This window comes from Winogradskyella litorisediminis (genome assembly GCF_042675765.1).
Taxonomy (GTDB): domain Bacteria; phylum Bacteroidota; class Bacteroidia; order Flavobacteriales; family Flavobacteriaceae; genus Winogradskyella; species Winogradskyella litorisediminis.
The window spans coordinates 164,511-182,546 of sequence record NZ_JBHTJL010000016.1; the positions used below are offsets into that span (position 1 = coordinate 164,511).

An 18,036-nucleotide genomic window follows, 5' to 3' on the forward strand; every position below is an offset into this window, starting at 1 on the left:
ATATAGTTTAATTAGGGTAGGAGTTTTATTAATTGTCATGTTGTATATATAGTATATATTTATAATCAGATCTTAACAGATTAATACGAGATAATTATATTTTTTTTTGAATTATCCTTATAATACTTAAAGCATGCAAAAAAACTACATTTTTTATTTCTTGTTTATCATATTTTCTACGGTGTCTTATTCTCAAGTGAACACGCCTGGTGGTCCAAGATGTGATGACTCTGCACCTATCTGCGCTGATAATACGGGTAGTTTTATCTTTCAAAATAATAATGATGCTACAACAAGTATTAATTCTTCAATTGCTTGTTTGCAAAATGCACCACGACCAGCATGGTTTTTTTTAAGAATAGATCAAGCAGGTGATTTGGTTTTCCAGATTATACAAGAAGACACTATGGGTGCAGGCTTAGATGTAGATTTTGTTTTATGGGGACCATTTGCTTCAAGTACCGGAAATTGTAACAACTTAGATGCTGCTTGCGATCCTGCGGCACCAGGCGCAACCAATGGCTGTCCAGATAATGTTGGAGATCCTAGCTTTTATCCAAACGCAAATACTAATATTATTGATTGTAGCTATGATTTTGCTACAGTTGAAGATATGACAATTACAAATGCTCAATCTGGTGAATATTATGTTTTATTGGTTTCAAATTTTGAAGGTGGCGATGGTACGATAGAAATAGTTCAAACTAATTTTGGAACAACTGGAGCTGGATCTACAGATTGTTCTATTATAAACGTAGATGGCATTTTAGGACCTGACCAAAATATTTGTGACATGTCATCTACAACCTTGGATGCAAACCCTAACAATGACCCTGCTTTTGTTGATTTTACTTGGCAATATAATGACGGTAGCGGTTTTGTTCCTATTCCAGGTACAGATGGTTTGTCTATAATTTCAGTATCTAATGAAGGGGAATATCAGGTTACAATTACAGATAATTTTGGGAATTTTGATACTGATGTTTTAATATTAGACACTACAGAAATACCAATAGTTAATACGGTTGATAATCAATACGTATGTGACAACAATAACGATGGCTTATTTAATTTTGACTTTTCATTATTAAATTCGACAGTAATTGGTGCCCAGACCAATGTCAATGTCACTTATCATAATACTATTAACGATGCTCAATTGGGCAATAATTCAATAAATGGTCTGTATGAAAATGCTACAGCTTACACAGAAGAAACTATTTATATAAGAGTCGAAAGCTCTATTAATCCAGATTGTGCAAGTGTAGATTCTTTTAATATTAATGTGTTCAACACTCCGACTGCGAATACTGTCGATGACCAACTAATTTGCGATGATAATAATGATGGTTTTTGGGATTTTAACTTAGACGCTTTGCGAACCATCGTATTAGGAACACAAAACCCAATGGATTATAATGTTTCGTTTCATTTAGATCAAACGGATGCACTTACAAGTTCTATCACTAATCCATTACCAGATACCTTTACTAATCTTGTAGCTTATGAAGAAGATGAGATTTTTGTAAGAATAGAAAATGTTTCAGATGTTAATGCTAATATTTGTTTTGAAGTAATTAGTTTTTCGATAGATGTTTTTAATCAACCAGTAGCGGAAACAATCCCTAATCAATTTAGGTGTGATGATAATAACGATGGTTTTTGGGATTTTGATTTAGATGTATTGCGCCCTATCGCTTTAGGCACACAAAGCACATCACAGTTTGAAGTTTCATTTCATTTAGATTTGGCAGATGCCATGTTAAGTTCAACGGCCAATGCGTTACCAAATACTTTCACAAATCTTGTAGCTTACCAAAGTGATGTTATTTATGTTCGTGTAGAAAATGTAGATAATCGTGATGACTGTTTTGCTATTTCACAATTTCAGATTAATGTTTTTGAGCAACCAACACCACAAACCTATACATACGAATTGTGCGATGATGATGCAGATGGAGATGACACCAATGGTTTTGTTGATTTTCCTTTAGGACCAACAGATATTGACACTTTTATATTAAATGGGCAAGACCCAACACAATTTACAGTGACTTATCATTTAAACCAGACTGATGCTGACAACAATACTGGCGCAATTTCTAATTTATATACTGACGATAGACAAATTGTAGCTAGAGTTGAAAATGATAATAATCTGCTTTGTGTTGCTACAGTAGTCGTCAATCTTCAAGTTAATACTCTGCCAGTTATTACCGACATGGTAAGTTTATTACAATGCGATGTTGATACAGACGGAATATCGGACTTTAATCTCACAGAATCAGAAGTATTAATTTCTAATAACCCAGCAAGCCAAACGTTTACCTATTATGCTTCTCAAGCAGAAGCAGAAGCTGGAAGTAATCCAATACCAAATATATTAGCCTATCCAAACACTGATCCGTCATCAAACCCAGATACTTTGTATGTGAGAGTTGAAAATACTGATAGCTGTTATAGAATTGCGCAATTAGATTTGTTTGTGTCAACCACTTCTATTCCGCCAGGATTTGTAATACTACCTTATGAAGAGTGCGATGATACACGTGTTGATAATAATATTACTGATGGTATTACGGTTTTCGATTTTAGTAATGCTACACCTCAAATAGTTGCATTATTTCCTGTTGGGCAAATAATTACTGTGACTTATTACGAAACTACAGCCGACGCTTTGGCAGAAACTAATGCGATACCAGATATTTCAAATCATGTAAACTCGGCGTCGCCTTTTAATCAAACTATAACATACAGAATTGATAGTGATGTTGATAATTCATGTCTTGGTTTGGGTGAGTTTGAATTGGTTACTATAAATCCGATGCCAAACTTAAATCCAGACCCAATAATTCTATGCGATGATATTACCGTGGGCGATTTAGTTGAAACTTTCGACTTAACACAGCGCGAAGCATTTATATTTAATGGAGACACAAACGTTTCAGCAAGCTATCATTTTAATTATAATGATGCTGTGGCAGGAAACGATGCTATACCAACACCAGAAACCTATGATAATACTAATCCATCGGAAACAATTTTCGTGAGAGTTACAAATACCGATGGCTGCTATGCTATAGTAGAATTAGATATAACAGTTAACGGATTACCAGACGACTCTGCGATAGTTGAAGATTATTTTGAATGTGAAAACAATACAGATTTTTTATTTGATTTTGATTTAGAAAGTAAGACGCCAGAAGTATTAAATGGTCAAGACCCAATACTATTTACAGTGACGTATCATGACTCACAAGCCGATGCAGATAATTTGGTTGACGCTCTGACAAGTCCTTATACAAATACCAGCAGTCCGCAACCGATTTTTGTAGCAATTACTAACAACATTACAGGTTGTTCAATAAGTACAATAACTTTTAATATTGAAATCAATGAAGGCGCCATAGCTATTGATAATGTTTATGAGGAATGTGATGCAGTCGGTGATAATGATGGTTTTACACAGTTTGATTTAGATGCGAGAAGCACTGTAGTTTTAGACGGTCAAGATCCAATGGCATTTAGTATCAGCTATCATTTTAGTTTTAATGACGCATTAAATGACGTAAATCCATTACCGCTATTGTACGAAAATTTAACCAATCCTCAAGTGATTTTTGCAAGAGTGAGTAACGTTATAAGACCTGAAGAATGTTTTGATATTGCAGAAGTTACGCTTCAAACTAATTTAAATCCAATTTTTAATTTAGATGACGAATATATTTTGTGTGTTACGAGTAATGACGAAGCTGTTGTTGACGTTCCCCTAATTTTAGATACCGGATTATCCAATCTAGATTACAGCTTTGAGTGGAGCTTGGACGGCGTAGTTTTACCTGCACAAACTAGCTCAAGTATAGTGCCTTTAGTAGGTGGCGTTTACGAAGTTGTGGTTACTGATACATCGACATCTTCAGTAACAATGTGTATGTCTTCTGATTCAGCACTTGTAATAGAAAGTGGTATACCAGATATTTTTGATGTTGAAGTTACTAGTCAAGCATTTACTGGGAATAATATGATTATTGCTAATGCAACAGGAAACAGCACTTATGAGTACAGTTTAGATTTAGGACCTTGGCAAAATTTTGGCGAATTTGAAAATGTTAGTGGTGGAGAGCACATCGTTTACGTTAGAGATATTAATGGTTGTGGTATTATAACAAGAGATATCACAGTGATTGATTACCCAAAATTCTTCACACCCAACGGTGATGGAAATAATGACACTTGGACAATTAAAGGCATTGATACACAGCCTGCGGCTACAATTTATATTTATGACCGCTATGGTAAATTGTTAAAACAGCTAAGCCCTACAAGTTCGGGCTGGGATGGCACTTATAATGGTAACTTTATGCCAAGTAGCGATTATTGGTTTACATTACAATATATAGAACCAACAACTAACTTACAAAAAACGTTTAGCGCTCATTTTGCATTAAAACGTTAAAATACTTTAGTTCATCATTATAAACCTTCAAAGAAGTTTGAAGGTTTTTTTCTCTAACGGTAGGATTATTAGTATTTAACTTGTTATATAGATAAATATCGACTTATATCGATATATGAATTAATTTAACAATGTATTCGTTAAAATTTTATTAAATTCCGACCCTCAATTATATTTCCTTAAGAATGAAAAATATTCTATTCACTTTTATGCTGTTTTTCTTTGCGTTTAGCCTGAATGCGCAGCGTCATAATCCAGCACTAGTTAAACCGATTACATATAACAAAAATGTAGATGCACCATTAACTACAAAAGAGAAATCTTTTATTGATGAAGCTTACGGAGATGAGGCTGAGAATTTGGTTTATAATATTCCTTCACGTTTAAAAGAAATTAAAAACATTTTACGAAACAGGGTTGTTATTGTTACATATGAAAATAAAGATTTGTCATCAATTCAGCCGCTGTCTAAGGTTAGTTTAATAAATGCTAAACTACAGAGAGATTATAATTTTGATATAAATAGTTTTAATCCATTAAAATATAGGTTCAATTTTTACTCACGAGATAACACTAAATACTTTAGAGTAGATAATAAGCAAATTTTAATCCAAATATTACCGCAATTTTAGAAATACATAAAGAGTATGTTTAAAAAAATACTTTCAATAATAATTCTAGCAATATCTTTTCAAGGGATTTCGCAAGAATTGATAATACAAGACGGAACTTTTAATCAGTGTACAGGTGTTTTTACTGATTCTGGAGGCTCAACAGCAAATTATGGAAGTAATGAAAATTTTACCATTACAATTTGTCCAGATAGCGCAGGTCAAGCAATTCGTTTAAACTTTACAGCTTTCAATACACAAAATGGTCCAGATGTACTTTCATTTTTTGACGGAACAGATACTTCAGCACCGTCATTAGGTACTTTTTCGGGTACTTTGGCCGGATCTGGTATTGGTATTATTGAGCCAAGCAGCACAAACACATCGGGCTGTATCACTGTACAATGGGTTTCAAACTCCAATGGTAATACTACAGGTTGGACGGCAGATATTTCATGCTTTGAACCTTGTCAATTTATTACTGCGAATCTAGACAGTACTTCACCAACTACAACGGCTGCAAATGTTGTAGTTGCAGATGAAAATGAAACAATAACATTTAACGGTAGTGGTACGTTTTCTAATGATGGCAGTGGAGCAACTTATTTGTGGGATTTTGGTGACGGTAATACCGCTACTGGAGAAACTGTTACTCACGAATATACAACCATTGGTATTTTTTCCGTAACCTTAGTCATAACAGATAGTGCTGGTTGTACAAGTTTTAATGATATAGGTCTTACGGCCCAGATTGGATCAACAAGTCCAGGGAATCCTTCTGTAGATGCAGGTGCCGATGTCGATATACCTTGTGAAGAAACATGTACTACTTTAACTGCTGATTTCTTAGATATAGGAGAAACAAATACATATACTGTTAATAGTATACCTTACGTACCTCCATTTCCTTTTAGTGGACTAACAAACTCAGTAAATACCAATATTGATGATAGATGGGATGATGTTGAGGATTTACCCTTTGATCTTTGTTTTTTTGGTGGCGTCGAAACTCAATTTCAGGTTGGTTCTAATGGTGTAATCCGTTTTGATGTTGATCCCACAGATACTTCAAATGATTTTAACCCAAGTAACTTAACCATTCCAAACAATACTGATCCTGCTTTAGCAGAGGTTAATGTTTTTACACCCTTACATGATATTGACCCTTCAGTTGGTAGTGGTGCAGACGAAATTGCATGGGAAATTATCGGTACAGCTCCAAACCGTGTTTTGGCAGTGAGCTTTTTTAATGTTCCAATGTGGAATTGTAATAGCGAAATAGCAACACATATGGCGGTGTTTTATGAAACTACTAATGTAATAGACATATATATTGAAAATGCGCCATTTTGTAGCAGTTGGAATAATAATAAGGTTGTGGGTATTCAAAATGATGCTGGAACTGAAGGCTTCGCGCCTCCAGGAAGAAATACAAATGAAAATGGAGGTTGGACAGCATCTCAAGAGGCTTGGCGTTTTACTCCAGCTGGTCCAAGTATAGTTGTATTTGAATGGTTAGATTCTGCTGGAAACGTTTTAAGTACTGATGCTAGTTTTGAGGTTTGCCCAACTGATCCTTCAACAACATATACGGCAAGAGTAACATATACTAATTGTAATGGTGATGTAACAGTTGTAACAGACGATGTTACTGTTACAACCAATCGACCATTTGATTTAGATTTAGGGCCTAATTTAGATTTATGTGAAGGCGACCCTGATGTAACATTAGATGGAGATGTAGGTATTGCTACAGTAGAATACCAATGGTCTTTAGACGGAACAGAGATAATGGGTGAAACAAACCCAACCTTAACCGTAAGTTCTCCAAATTCTGGAACTTATTTATTAACGGCAACTGACACTACGGATGGATGTGTTAGCACCGATGAGGTGGTGATTACTTTTTCTCCAATTCCTATAGTCAATCCAGTAGATGACCAAAATATTTGCGATGATAATAATGACGGCTTTTGGGACTTTGATTTTTCAACATTGAATGCAACAGTTGTAGGAGTACAAACAGGCGTGAGTGTAACATACCATAATACCTTAGCAGATGCTCAAAATGGTGATAATGCTCTAACTTTTCCTTATACAAACATGGCGGCTTTCAATACTGAGACGATTTACATTCGTGTAGAAAACGATGCTAATATGGCCTGTGATGCTACAGGAGAATTTGATATTACAGTTATAAATTCTGATGTTGATGCAAGTTTTACATTAACACCTACTTGCGATGGTGCAACGGCTACTATCACTGGTGACACAGGTGGAGCTTTTGCTTTTAATCCAGTACCAACCGATGCCGCAGTCATAGATACAAATACAGGTACAGTTACAAACGGAATGTCAGGAACAACTTATACAGTTCAATATACAGTGTCAGGTTTGTGCACTCAAACAGCTACTCAAGACTTTACAGTGCTTACAGCAGACGATTCTAGCTTTACCATGACACCAACTTGCGATGGTGGTACAGCAACTGTAACTGGCGATGCAGGCGGAACGTTTTCCTTAAATCCTGTTCCAACAGATGGAGCAATTATAGATGCTGGTACAGGAGAAGTGACTGGTGGAACATTTGGTGTAACATACACCGTACAATATGCAACTTCTGGAGCTTGTCCTACAACAAGTACTCAAGACGTAACAGTATTAAATCAAGATGATGCTAGTTTTACAATGACTGCAACATGTGATGGTGGTACTGCGAACATTACGGGTGATATAGGAGGAACGTTTGTTTTAAACCCAGTGCCAACTGACGGTGCAGTAATTGATTCAGCAACAGGAGAAGTTACAAATGGAACTTCTGGTTCAACTTATACTATAGAATATACAACTGCAGGTACATGTCCTGATACGTCATCTCAAGATGTAACAGTGCTTACAGCTGATGATTCAAGTTTTACAATGACAGCGACATGTGATGGTGGAATTGCAACTATTATAGGAGATACAGGAGGAACATTTAGCTTTGACCCAATACCAACAGACGGTGCAGTTATCGATTCATCTACAGGTGAAGTGACTAATGGTACATCAGCAACAACATATACTGTACAATATACAACTGCAGGCTCATGTCCTGATACATCATCACAAAATGTTACAGTACTTACAGCAGATGACTCAAGTTTTACTGTAACACCAACGTGCGATGGTGGTACCGCAACTATAACTGGTGATACTGGAGGAACTTTTAGTTTTAATCCAGCTCCAACTGATGGTACTGTTATAGATGCTACGACTGGAGAAGTCACTGGAGGAACATCTGGGACTACTTATGTTGTAGAGTACACAACTAACGGAACCTGTCCACAAACCCAAGCGCAAAACCTCACTGTAATTACGGCAGACGATTCTAGTTTTACAATGACACCAACTTGCGATGGTGGTACGGCAACGATTACTGGTGATACAGGAGGAACATTTTCCCTCAATCCTATGCCAACTGATGGTGCAGTTATTGACGCTACTTCTGGTGAAGTTACTGGAGGAACATTTGGTACTACATATACAGTACAGTATACTACATCAGGAACTTGCCCAACTACAAGCATGCAAGACGTTACAGTATTAACTTTAGATGATGCTAGTTTTACGATTACACCAACTTGTGATGGCGGTACTGTAACTATTACTGGAGATACAGGCGGAACTTTTTCTTTAAATCCTACCCCAACTGATGGAGCTGTTATTAATTCGGCTACTGGTGAAGTTACAGGTGGTACATCTGCTACAACGTATACAATAGAATACACTACAGCAGGTGCATGTCCTGACACATCATCTCAAGATGTTACAGTCCTTACAGCAGATGACCCAAGTTTTACAATGACGCCAACTTGTGATGGTGGTACAGCTACTATTTCTGGAGATGCTGGTGGAACATTTGCCTTTAACCCAGCACCAGGTGATGGCGCAGTTATTGATTCTGTTACAGGTGAAGTAACGAATGCGACACCTGATACTTCTTATATAATTGAATATACGACATCAGGAACATGTTCTCAAACAGAACAACAAACTTTAAATGTGCTTCCAGAAGATGATGCAAGTTTTACTGTAATGCCAACTTGTGATGGAGGAGTAGTAACTATTACAGGTTTAATGGGTGGAACGTTTAGTTTTGATGTGTTGCCAACTGATGGCGCTGTAATCGATGCTACAACAGGAGAAGTTACAAATGGAACACCTGGAGAAACTTACAGTATTGAATATTCGGTTGCTGATGTTTGTCCAAATAGTAGCGTTGTTACTTTTAATGCGAATCAACTACCCGACGATAATGTTGTAATTGAAGACTTTTTGGAATGTGAAAATAATACAGATTTTGTATTTGAGTTTGACTTAGAGAGTAAAAATGATGAAATTTTAAATGGTCAAGACCCAGCGCTTTTTACAGTAACCTATCACGATTCTCAACAAGATGCTGATGATTTAGTAGATGCTTTAGCAAGCCCTTATGAGAATACGATGAACCCTCAGATAATTTATGTTGCAATTACCAATAATGATACAGGTTGTTCTGTAAGTACTTTAAGTTTTAACATAGAAGTATTAGATGGTGCTGAAGCTTTTGATGATATTTACGAAGAATGTGACGAAGTAGGAGATAATGATGGCTCTACACAATTTGATTTAAATTCGCGTATTCCAAATCTTATTGACACACAAGATGAAATGGGAGTTACTGTAAGTTTTCACTTCACTGAAGATGATGCCATTGCTAATGAAAATCCATTACCTTTCTTATACGAAAACCTTACAAATCCACAAATCGTATACGTACGTGTAAGTAACAATATAAGACCAGATGAATGCTTTGAAGTTTCAGAATTAACCCTTCAAACTAATCTAAAGCCAATATTTGATTTAGATGATCAATACACACTTTGCTTAACGAGTAATGATGAAGCGGTTGTACCTATTCCACCAGTAATCGATACAGGTTTACCTGCAGGTGACTATGCTTTTGAGTGGAGTTTTAATGGTGATGTTTTACCAACACAAATTGGACCAAGTATTGTTCCTACACAAGGAGGAACATATAGTGTAGTAGTTACAGACACATCAACCTCTACTGTAACGATGTGTACTGAAACAGATACGACTGAGGTTATTGAAAGCGGAATCCCAGATACATTTGATGTTGAGATAACTTCGCAATCCTTTACAGGGAATAATATGATTATTGCAACAGCTACAGGAAATAGTACATACGAATTCAGTTTAGATTTAGGACCGTGGGAATTGTTGGGAGAATTTGATAATGTTTCTGGTGGCGACCACACTATTTACGTTAGAGATGTTAATGGGTGCGGAATTTTATCACGAGATGTAACAGTAATCGATTATGCCAAATTCTTTACACCTAATGGTGATGGCAATAACGACACATGGACAATAAAGGGTATTGACACGCAGCCAACCGCAGTAATTTATATACACGATAGGTACGGAAAACTGTTAAAACAATTAAGTCCTACTAGTCCTGGTTGGGATGGCACCTACAATGGTAACTTAATGCCGAGTAGCGATTATTGGTTCACACTTCAATATATTGAACCAACAACTGGAGAAAACAAAACGTTTAGCGCACACTTTGCTTTAAAACGATAAATTTATAGTTGATAACCAAATAAAAAAGGCTTAGAATTTAATTCTAAGCCTTTTTTATTATGTATTGAAAGATTTATTAACCATTCATTGAGATTAAAAATTCCTCGTTATTTTTAGTTTGTTTAAACCTGTCGTTAATAAATTCCATGGCCTCAACAGGATTCATATCTGCAAGATACTTTCGCATTACCCACATTCTTTGAATTGTTGAATCATCTAGTAAAATATCGTCTCTACGTGTACTTGAAGATGTTAAATCAATAGCAGGGAAAATACGACGGTTGGCAATCTTACGATCTAATTGTAACTCCATGTTTCCAGTACCTTTAAATTCTTCAAAAATTACTTCGTCCATTTTTGAGCCAGTTTCAGTCAATGCTGTAGCAATAATGGTTAAAGAACCACCATTTTCAATATTACGTGCCGCACCAAAGAAACGTTTAGGTTTATGCAACGCATTGGCATCAACACCACCAGATAAAATTTTACCAGAAGCCGGTTGTACAGTATTGTAAGCACGAGCTAAACGTGTTATAGAGTCTAAAAGAATTACAACATCATGACCACATTCTACCAAACGTTTTGCTTTTTCTAAAACAATATTTGCAATTCTCACGTGCTCATGCGCTTCCTTGTCAAAGGTCGAAGCAATAACTTCTCCACGTACGTTACGTTGCATGTCTGTTACCTCTTCAGGACGCTCATCTATAAGTAAAATCATTTGATAAACTTCAGGATGATTAGCCGCAATAGCGTTTGCTACATCTTTAAGTAACATGGTTTTACCAGTTTTTGGTTGCGAAACAATCATACCACGTTGGCCTTTACCAATAGGAGCAAAGAGGTCCATAATACGGGTAGAAATGGTTGCTTGTTTTTCTGCTAGATTAAATTTCTCTTTTGGAAAAAGAGGCGTTAAATGTTCAAAAGCAACACGGTCTCTAACAACTTGTGGACTTTGCCCATTAATTTTATTCACTTTTATAAGTGGAAAATATTTTTCACCTTCTTTTGGCGGACGAACATGTCCAAGAACAGTATCTCCAGTTTTTAGACCAAACAAACGTATTTGAGACTGCGATACATAGATATCATCTGGTGAGGATAAATAGTTATAATCTGAAGATCTCAAAAATCCATATCCATCTTGCATGATATCTAAAACACCTTCGCTTTCGATGATGGCGTCAAACTCAAAATCTGGCTCACGATAGCGGTTTCTGCTATCCTTATTACCATTATTTTTTTGATTCTGATTTTTATTTTGATTATTATTTCTGTGGTTATTGTCCTTACCACGCTTATTATCGTTCTTTTGATTCTGGTTATTATTACGACGATTATCATCCTTTTTTTGCGGCTGTTTTTGGTCGTTTTTAGAATCTTTAGATTGATTTTGTTGCTGAGGCTTTTTAGGCACTTCTTTATTGTCTTTTTTCTCCTCATTAAATTCTAAAGACTTTTGCTCATCTTTTGAATTGTTTTGGTTTGGCTTTTGGACACGTGCACGTTTCTCTTTTTGAGGAGATGGTTTTTGTGTCTTTTTGTCTTCTGCAGGAGCGTTGTCTGTTGCAGTTACCGCCTTAACAGCGTTAGGATTTGCCGCTTGGTAATCTAAGATTTGATAAACTAAATCTAATTTTTTTAAAGAGCGGTACTTTGGGACTTTTAGTTGTTTAGCAATTTCCTGTAATTCAGGCAGTTTTTTTGCTTTTAACTGTGAAATTTCAAACATTAGTATGTGTGTAAAATATTATAATATTGGATTTGATTAATTAAAATTTTCTAATGAAATTCAGTAAAAGAAAATGAGAAATTTAATCGGAAGAATAGAAATGCAATAGTTTGATTATTACATCTCTATTGCAATAATACAATTTTTATTTAAAAATACAGATATCATTTAAAAATAAACTGCTAATTTTGTGCTTTAAATATTAAGATTAATAATGATTCAACGCATTCAAACCCTATATTTATTAGTGGCTCTTGTTATTTCGGCAGGATTAATATTTGTTTTTGATTTGTATACAAATGAAAATCAAGAACTTGTATATGCTATGGATAACTACTTGTATTTGGGCTTGTTTTTAGGTTCTGCTTTATTATCTTTGATATCGATATTTAGTTTTAAAAATAGAAAGTCTCAATTTGTTTTGGGACGACTTAATATAATATTAAACTTTATTTTACTAGGAGTGTTCGTGTATCAATCTCTAAGTTTATCTGGAGAAACTGAAGTTTCTGAGAAAGGTATTGGGATGATTCTTCCTGTTTTTTCTATCGTGTTTTTAGTCTTAGCAAATAAGGCAATTAAAAAGGACGAAGATCTTGTAAAATCTGTAGATAGATTACGATAAACACCTAAAATCTTAGTAGTATTAGTGCGAAAAATCTCGGAGTGAAAGCTCCGAGATTTTTATTTTTTATAAAAAACTTGTAATTACCTCAAACAACAAATAAAATTCAGAATATATTTTATGGTTTTAAAGTGAGTAAAAAATCTTTTCTTTTTTAAAAAGATTTAGGGTAATATTCTACCTAGGAAACTCAATTACTTCTAAATTATCAATTTTTTTGCCATCTATGGTAAAACGAAGCATCGTTCTTACGTTATGAAATCCATGTTTTCCTACAGCACCAGGATTCATGTGAATTAAGTTTAGTTTTTTATCTGGCATCACTTTTAAAATATGCGAATGCCCACAAATAAAAAGACGCGGTGGATTTTGCCTTAACTTATCTCTAACTCGATTATTGTAATTTGGCGGATATCCACCAATATGTGTAATCCAAACATCAACATTTTCGCACATAAATCTGTTATGTTCAGGAAACTCTGCTCTTGCTTCTGCATCGTCAATATTTCCATAAACCGCTTGCAGAGGTTTTAGTTTTTTTATTGCATCTGTTACCTCTAAATTGCCTATATCTCCAGCATGCCATACTTCATCCGCTTGTTTTACATGTTTTAAAATATTGTCGTCGATATGACTATGTGTATCAGAAAGTAATAGTATTTTTTTCATTAGTTTATTCTCAAATAGTCGAAATGATATTTATAAAAATTTCCCACGAAAGCAGAAATCTAAACAATTATTTAGGATTTCTTTAGCATTAAAAACCTTTATCTTTGTAGCTTTTAAAACTCTAAAGTTACGCGTTTTTGAGGTATTTTATTCAATTATCATACAATGGTTCTGCATATCATGGATGGCAAATTCAGCCAAATGCTATAACAGTTCAGGGTACACTCAATGATGCGATCTCAAAATTACTAAATACTGAAATTAATATTACCGGTGCTGGCCGCACAGATACTGGAGTGCACGCTTCGCAAATGTTTGCACATTTTGATGTTGAGGATATCATAGATACTGAAAACCTAACTTTTAGGCTAAACGCGTTTTTACCAAATGACATTGCTATTCAGTCTATTTTTAAAGTTAAAGACGACGCGCATGTGCGATTTCATGCTATAAAACGTAGCTATGATTATAAAATAAGTTTAAAGAAAGACGTCTTTAATTTTAATTATACCTATTACATTCATCAAGATTTGAATATTGAAAATATGAACAAGGCAGCGAAGATTTTGTTAGAGTATGATGATTTTCAATGTTTTTCAAAAAGTAATACTGACGTAAAAACTTATATCTGTAAAATTGAATATGCACATTGGAAATTAGAAAACAATATTTTAACCTTTACGATAAGTGCTGATCGTTTTTTAAGAAACATGGTAAGAGCTATAGTTGGCACTTGTGTCAATGTAGGTTTAGGTAAACTAAAACCTGACGATATGCATAAAATTATAGCTTCCAAAGATAGAGGTGAAGCTGGATTTTCTGTCCCTGCAAAAGGCTTATATTTGACAGAGGTTTTATATCCAGAACATATAATAATGTAAAAGAGAGATACCGGAAATAATTTCGGCATAAGCATGGCAAAAGAGCAAAAGAAAATATTTGACGTTAGTTTATTTAAACGACTATTAAGCTATATAAAACCATACCGTGGCATATTTGTTTTGTCGTTAATTTGCGTGGTTGGTTTGGCTGTTTTTGGAGCTGCAAGACCTTATGTTCTGAAAGAAGCAATTGACGTAAACATTAAAACAAGATTTTTAGAAGGATTTATGTTTTACATGATTCTCATGGTCGGCTTGCTTGTTCTCGAAGTGGTTTGTCAACTCTTATTTATTTATTATGCCAGTTGGCTTGGGCAATCAGTTGTAAAAGACATCAGAGTTAAGCTCTTTAAGCACATGCTTAAATTTAAAATGACCTATTACGACAAGTCTTCGGTTGGAGTATTGATTACACGAGCAGTAACTGATATGGAGCGTATTGCCGATATTTTTGGTCAAGGTTTATTTATGATTTTTAGCGATATTTTAAAGATGGCTGTTGTTGCTGGTTTTATGTTGTACATCAATGTACAAATCAGTTTAATAGTATTTGTTACTTTACCGTTAATCGTCGTAGCAACAAAAATTTTTCAGCGTTATATGAAGCGTGCTTTTGAAGATGTGAGGACAGAAGTTTCTAACCTTAATTCATTCGTACAAGAACGTGTTACTGGCATGAAAATTCTTCAACTCTTTACACGCGAAAAAACCGAATATAAAAATTTTATTAAAATTAACGAACGCCACAAAAACGGTTGGTTAAAAACGGTTTGGTATAATTCAATTTTCTTTCCTATCGCAGAATTTTTATCGTCACTAACCATGGCAGCAATTCTATTAATTGGTGGTTATGATATTATGAGTCAAGTGCCAAATACCACTGTTGGCGATTTAATTTCTTTTACGATGTTTATTCCTATGTTGTTTAGACCATTAAACCAAATAGCAAATAAATTTAATACATTACAAATGGGAATGGTCGCTGCTGACCGTGTGTTTAAAGTATTGGATACAGAATCTCAAATTTCGGACAATGGTAAATTAACCGCGGATAATTTTGAAGGAAATATTAATCTTGAAAACGTTCGTTTTTCATACGTTAAAGGCGAAGAAGTTTTAAAAGGTATTAATCTCGAAATTAAATCTGGAGAAACCATAGCTATTGTTGGCGCGACCGGAGCAGGAAAATCGACTATTATTAATTTACTGAATCGTTTTTACGAAATTGATTCTGGTAAAATTGAAATAGATGGTACCGATATAAGACAATTTACCTTAGAATCGCTTCGAGAGCAAATTGCAGTTGTGCTTCAGGATGTATTTTTGTTTGCAGACACTATTTTGAGCAATATTACACTTAATCATCCAGAAATAACTGAAGAAGATGTGGTTAATGCGGCAAAGGCTATTGGTATTCACGACTTTATTTCAAGCTTGCCAAATGGTTATCATTACAACGTAAAAGAACGTGGCGTGATGCTATCCTCTGGGCAGCGTCAGTTGATTTCATTTTTACGAGCATACATGACCAATCCGAGTATTTTAATACTAGATGAAGCCACATCTTCTGTAGATTCCTATTCAGAACAATTGATGCAAGATGCGACTGAAAAAATCACGCAAGGCAGAACGTCAATAATTATTGCACACCGCTTGGCAACCATCCAAAAAGCAGATAAAATTATTGTAATGGATGATGGCAAAATTGTGGAAATAGGCAACCATCAATCTTTACTTGAAAGAGAAAATGGTTATTACAGAAACTTGTACGAAGTTCAGTTTTTAAATGCTGAAGCGGTTTAGTTGATAGAATCTTTAATTGTTTGAGTTTTTTCGTAAACAGCGCGTTGTGATTCCATAAAGCTCTCCACCATAGGACTATCCCTAAAAACAAGAAATACTATTACTCCAAGTATAATAAAACCTACCATAATTGCACCAATAATACCAAAGAAGATTAAGGTTCTCAGTAAAATACCACCAAAATCTAATTTATAAATACGCTTATAACAATATGCAAAGTATCCTATTTGGGCAAAAATACTTACAAATCCAAGTAGTTGAGACGAAACTCCGCTGGACAAAGCAATAAGATTTAAAAATGAGCTTATTAAAGAAAATTGGGCAATAATATACATTGCCATTACAATCTGTTCTGTATAATTAAACTCTTTTTTACCAATAAAAACAATACGACTAAAAAGGGCATATAAAGGAATAAATAATACCATCACAATTGAGTAATATTCTTGAGTGTATCCTACAGATTCTTTTATGGCTTCTTGTTGCGCTTGGTTAATACTATAAGGATTGCTCATTTCAGCCATTGCGTCAGGAAAAAATTTATTTAAAACTATGATATAAAGTCCGCCGACAGTCAATGTTAATGCCAGATAGCTTATGGGATTTACATAGCGTTTTCGTACGCCTTTTATGTAGCTTACGATGACATCTTCTGGCGTTTTAAATAACGCAATGAACGTTCGTAAAAGCTTATTGTCAAAATTGAAAAAAGTCTCTGTTATGTGTTCAAAGAGATTTTTAAAAGTTAGCCTGTTGCGTACAACACGACCACCACACTTATTGCAGTAATCACTAGTTTCAGATAATTCTTGTTTACAGTTTTTGCAATTCATATTTAAATAATGTTGGTAAGCTTTAGAAGTACTAAAATTAAAACAAGTAACACTATTAAAATAACGGCTTGGATTGCTATTACAAAATAAGAAACTACAATTTTGGCAAATGTTTCAAGACTACTTTCGTTAGTTACTTTTTTAAAAACATAGCATTGGTAAAAAAATGTTGTAATACTAATTATTGTAGATGAGTAAATTAAACCAATTCCTAATACACTAGTGATGATATAAAATATTGAGGTTGTAATTATAATTTGTCCAGAATAATACAAGTTAATTACAACGTGTTCTGTGAAATTAAATTTTTTAAATCCTGTAAATCTATAGGTGAGCCATGTACTAATTGCAGAAAAAGGAACACTTATTATATAAGCAAAGCTTTGAAAATTACCGCCATCGCCCAGTACTTCATTCAATTTTTCCTGAAACGATTGGTTGCTTTCATTTATTTCTTGATTGAAAATGTTTGAAAAATCGAATTGCTCAGGGAAAAAACGCTGCATAATATAAAACTGAATACCCGCAAGCGTTAAACCGATAGCAAAATACTGTAACACGTTGATATATCTTTTTCTCGTGCCATCGATATATCTGTTAATAACATCTTCTGGGTTTTTATAAAGATTTACAAATGTTTGTAAAAACTTATTGTCAATAGATATAAATTCTTCGTTGATTTGGTGAACTAGTACTGTTGGTGTTAGTCTGTTTTTTATGACTTTTGCGCCACATTCGTCACAATACTTTTGTGTGTCTAAAAGTGGTTTGTTGCAGTTTTTACAATTCATA

General features: G+C 34.5%; 10 protein-coding genes. 6 read left to right on the plus strand and 4 right to left on the minus strand.

Features of this window, described 5'->3' with window-relative positions; genetic code table 11:
• Positions 1–133 precede the first annotated feature (133 nt).
• From ACFQ1Q_RS11905 to ACFQ1Q_RS11915, 3 genes are all read left to right on the plus strand, one after another.
• Complete coding sequence (locus ACFQ1Q_RS11905; protein ID WP_386131724.1) at positions 134–4,456, plus strand: T9SS type B sorting domain-containing protein; 4,323 nt, start codon at positions 134–136, stop codon at positions 4,454–4,456.
• A gap of 185 nt (positions 4,457–4,641) precedes the next feature.
• The gene (locus ACFQ1Q_RS11910; RefSeq protein ID WP_386131727.1) at positions 4,642–5,088 is read left to right on the plus strand and encodes a hypothetical protein; all 447 of its coding nucleotides are present in this window, start codon (positions 4,642–4,644) and stop codon (positions 5,086–5,088) included.
• 15 nt (positions 5,089–5,103) lie between these two features.
• Positions 5,104–10,698 carry a T9SS type B sorting domain-containing protein gene (locus ACFQ1Q_RS11915; RefSeq protein WP_386131730.1) on the plus strand — a complete coding sequence of 1,865 codons (5,595 nt, stop codon included), beginning with the start codon at positions 5,104–5,106 and terminating at the stop codon, positions 10,696–10,698.
• A gap of 76 nt (positions 10,699–10,774) precedes the next feature.
• Here ACFQ1Q_RS11915 and rho read toward each other — a convergent pair whose 3' ends face one another.
• Positions 10,775–12,433, minus strand: coding sequence for a transcription termination factor Rho (gene rho / locus ACFQ1Q_RS11920; RefSeq protein WP_386131733.1), 1,659 nt, complete (start codon positions 12,431–12,433; stop codon positions 10,775–10,777).
• Positions 12,434–12,647: 214 nt separating this feature from the next.
• Here rho and ACFQ1Q_RS11925 point away from each other — a divergent pair, with 214 nt between their 5' ends.
• Positions 12,648–13,058 carry a DUF4293 domain-containing protein gene (locus ACFQ1Q_RS11925; protein WP_386131736.1) on the plus strand — a complete coding sequence of 137 codons (411 nt, stop codon included), beginning with the start codon at positions 12,648–12,650 and terminating at the stop codon, positions 13,056–13,058.
• A 177-nt stretch (positions 13,059–13,235) separates the two neighbouring features.
• Here the strand turns inward: ACFQ1Q_RS11925 and ACFQ1Q_RS11930 are convergent, their stop codons facing one another.
• On the minus strand, positions 13,236–13,727 hold the full coding sequence (locus tag ACFQ1Q_RS11930) for a metallophosphoesterase family protein (RefSeq protein WP_386131739.1): 492 nt from the start codon (positions 13,725–13,727) through the stop codon (positions 13,236–13,238).
• Between the two features lie 137 nt (positions 13,728–13,864).
• Between ACFQ1Q_RS11930 and truA the strand changes: the two genes are divergently transcribed.
• Positions 13,865–14,608, plus strand: a complete 744-nt coding sequence (gene truA, locus ACFQ1Q_RS11935; RefSeq protein WP_386131742.1) for a tRNA pseudouridine(38-40) synthase TruA — start codon at positions 13,865–13,867, stop codon at positions 14,606–14,608.
• A 33-nt stretch (positions 14,609–14,641) separates the two neighbouring features.
• Positions 14,642–16,411: an ABC transporter ATP-binding protein gene (locus ACFQ1Q_RS11940; protein WP_386131745.1), complete on the plus strand. Its 1,770-nt coding sequence runs from the start codon at positions 14,642–14,644 to the stop codon at positions 16,409–16,411.
• On the opposite strand, the gene ACFQ1Q_RS11945 is transcribed toward ACFQ1Q_RS11940, so the two are convergent.
• Positions 16,408–17,244 carry a DUF3667 domain-containing protein gene (locus ACFQ1Q_RS11945; RefSeq protein ID WP_386131748.1) on the minus strand — a complete coding sequence of 279 codons (837 nt, stop codon included), beginning with the start codon at positions 17,242–17,244 and terminating at the stop codon, positions 16,408–16,410. The two genes, ACFQ1Q_RS11940 and ACFQ1Q_RS11945, sit on opposite strands and share 4 nt — an antisense overlap.
• Positions 17,245–17,246: 2 nt before the next feature.
• Positions 17,247–18,035, minus strand: coding sequence for a DUF3667 domain-containing protein (locus ACFQ1Q_RS11950; RefSeq protein ID WP_386131751.1), 789 nt, complete (start codon positions 18,033–18,035; stop codon positions 17,247–17,249).
• Between the last annotated feature and the right edge of the window lies 1 nt (position 18,036).

What these genes read in the sequence shown, in the direction of transcription:
- ACFQ1Q_RS11930 (WP_386131739.1), bottom strand. Translation starts at nt 13,727, where the DNA reads ATGAAAAAAATACTATTACTTTCTGATACACATAGTCATATCGACGAC.
- ACFQ1Q_RS11910 (WP_386131727.1), top strand. Translation starts at nt 4,642, where the DNA reads ATGAAAAATATTCTATTCACTTTTATGCTGTTTTTCTTTGCGTTTAGC.
- ACFQ1Q_RS11950 (WP_386131751.1), bottom strand. Translation starts at nt 18,035, where the DNA reads ATGAATTGTAAAAACTGCAACAAACCACTTTTAGACACACAAAAGTAT.
- rho (WP_386131733.1), bottom strand. Translation starts at nt 12,433, where the DNA reads ATGTTTGAAATTTCACAGTTAAAAGCAAAAAAACTGCCTGAATTACAG.
- ACFQ1Q_RS11925 (WP_386131736.1), top strand. Translation starts at nt 12,648, where the DNA reads ATGATTCAACGCATTCAAACCCTATATTTATTAGTGGCTCTTGTTATT.
- ACFQ1Q_RS11945 (WP_386131748.1), bottom strand. Translation starts at nt 17,244, where the DNA reads ATGAATTGCAAAAACTGTAAACAAGAATTATCTGAAACTAGTGATTAC.
- ACFQ1Q_RS11905 (WP_386131724.1), top strand. Translation starts at nt 134, where the DNA reads ATGCAAAAAAACTACATTTTTTATTTCTTGTTTATCATATTTTCTACG.
- ACFQ1Q_RS11915 (WP_386131730.1), top strand. Translation starts at nt 5,104, where the DNA reads ATGTTTAAAAAAATACTTTCAATAATAATTCTAGCAATATCTTTTCAA.
- ACFQ1Q_RS11940 (WP_386131745.1), top strand. Translation starts at nt 14,642, where the DNA reads ATGGCAAAAGAGCAAAAGAAAATATTTGACGTTAGTTTATTTAAACGA.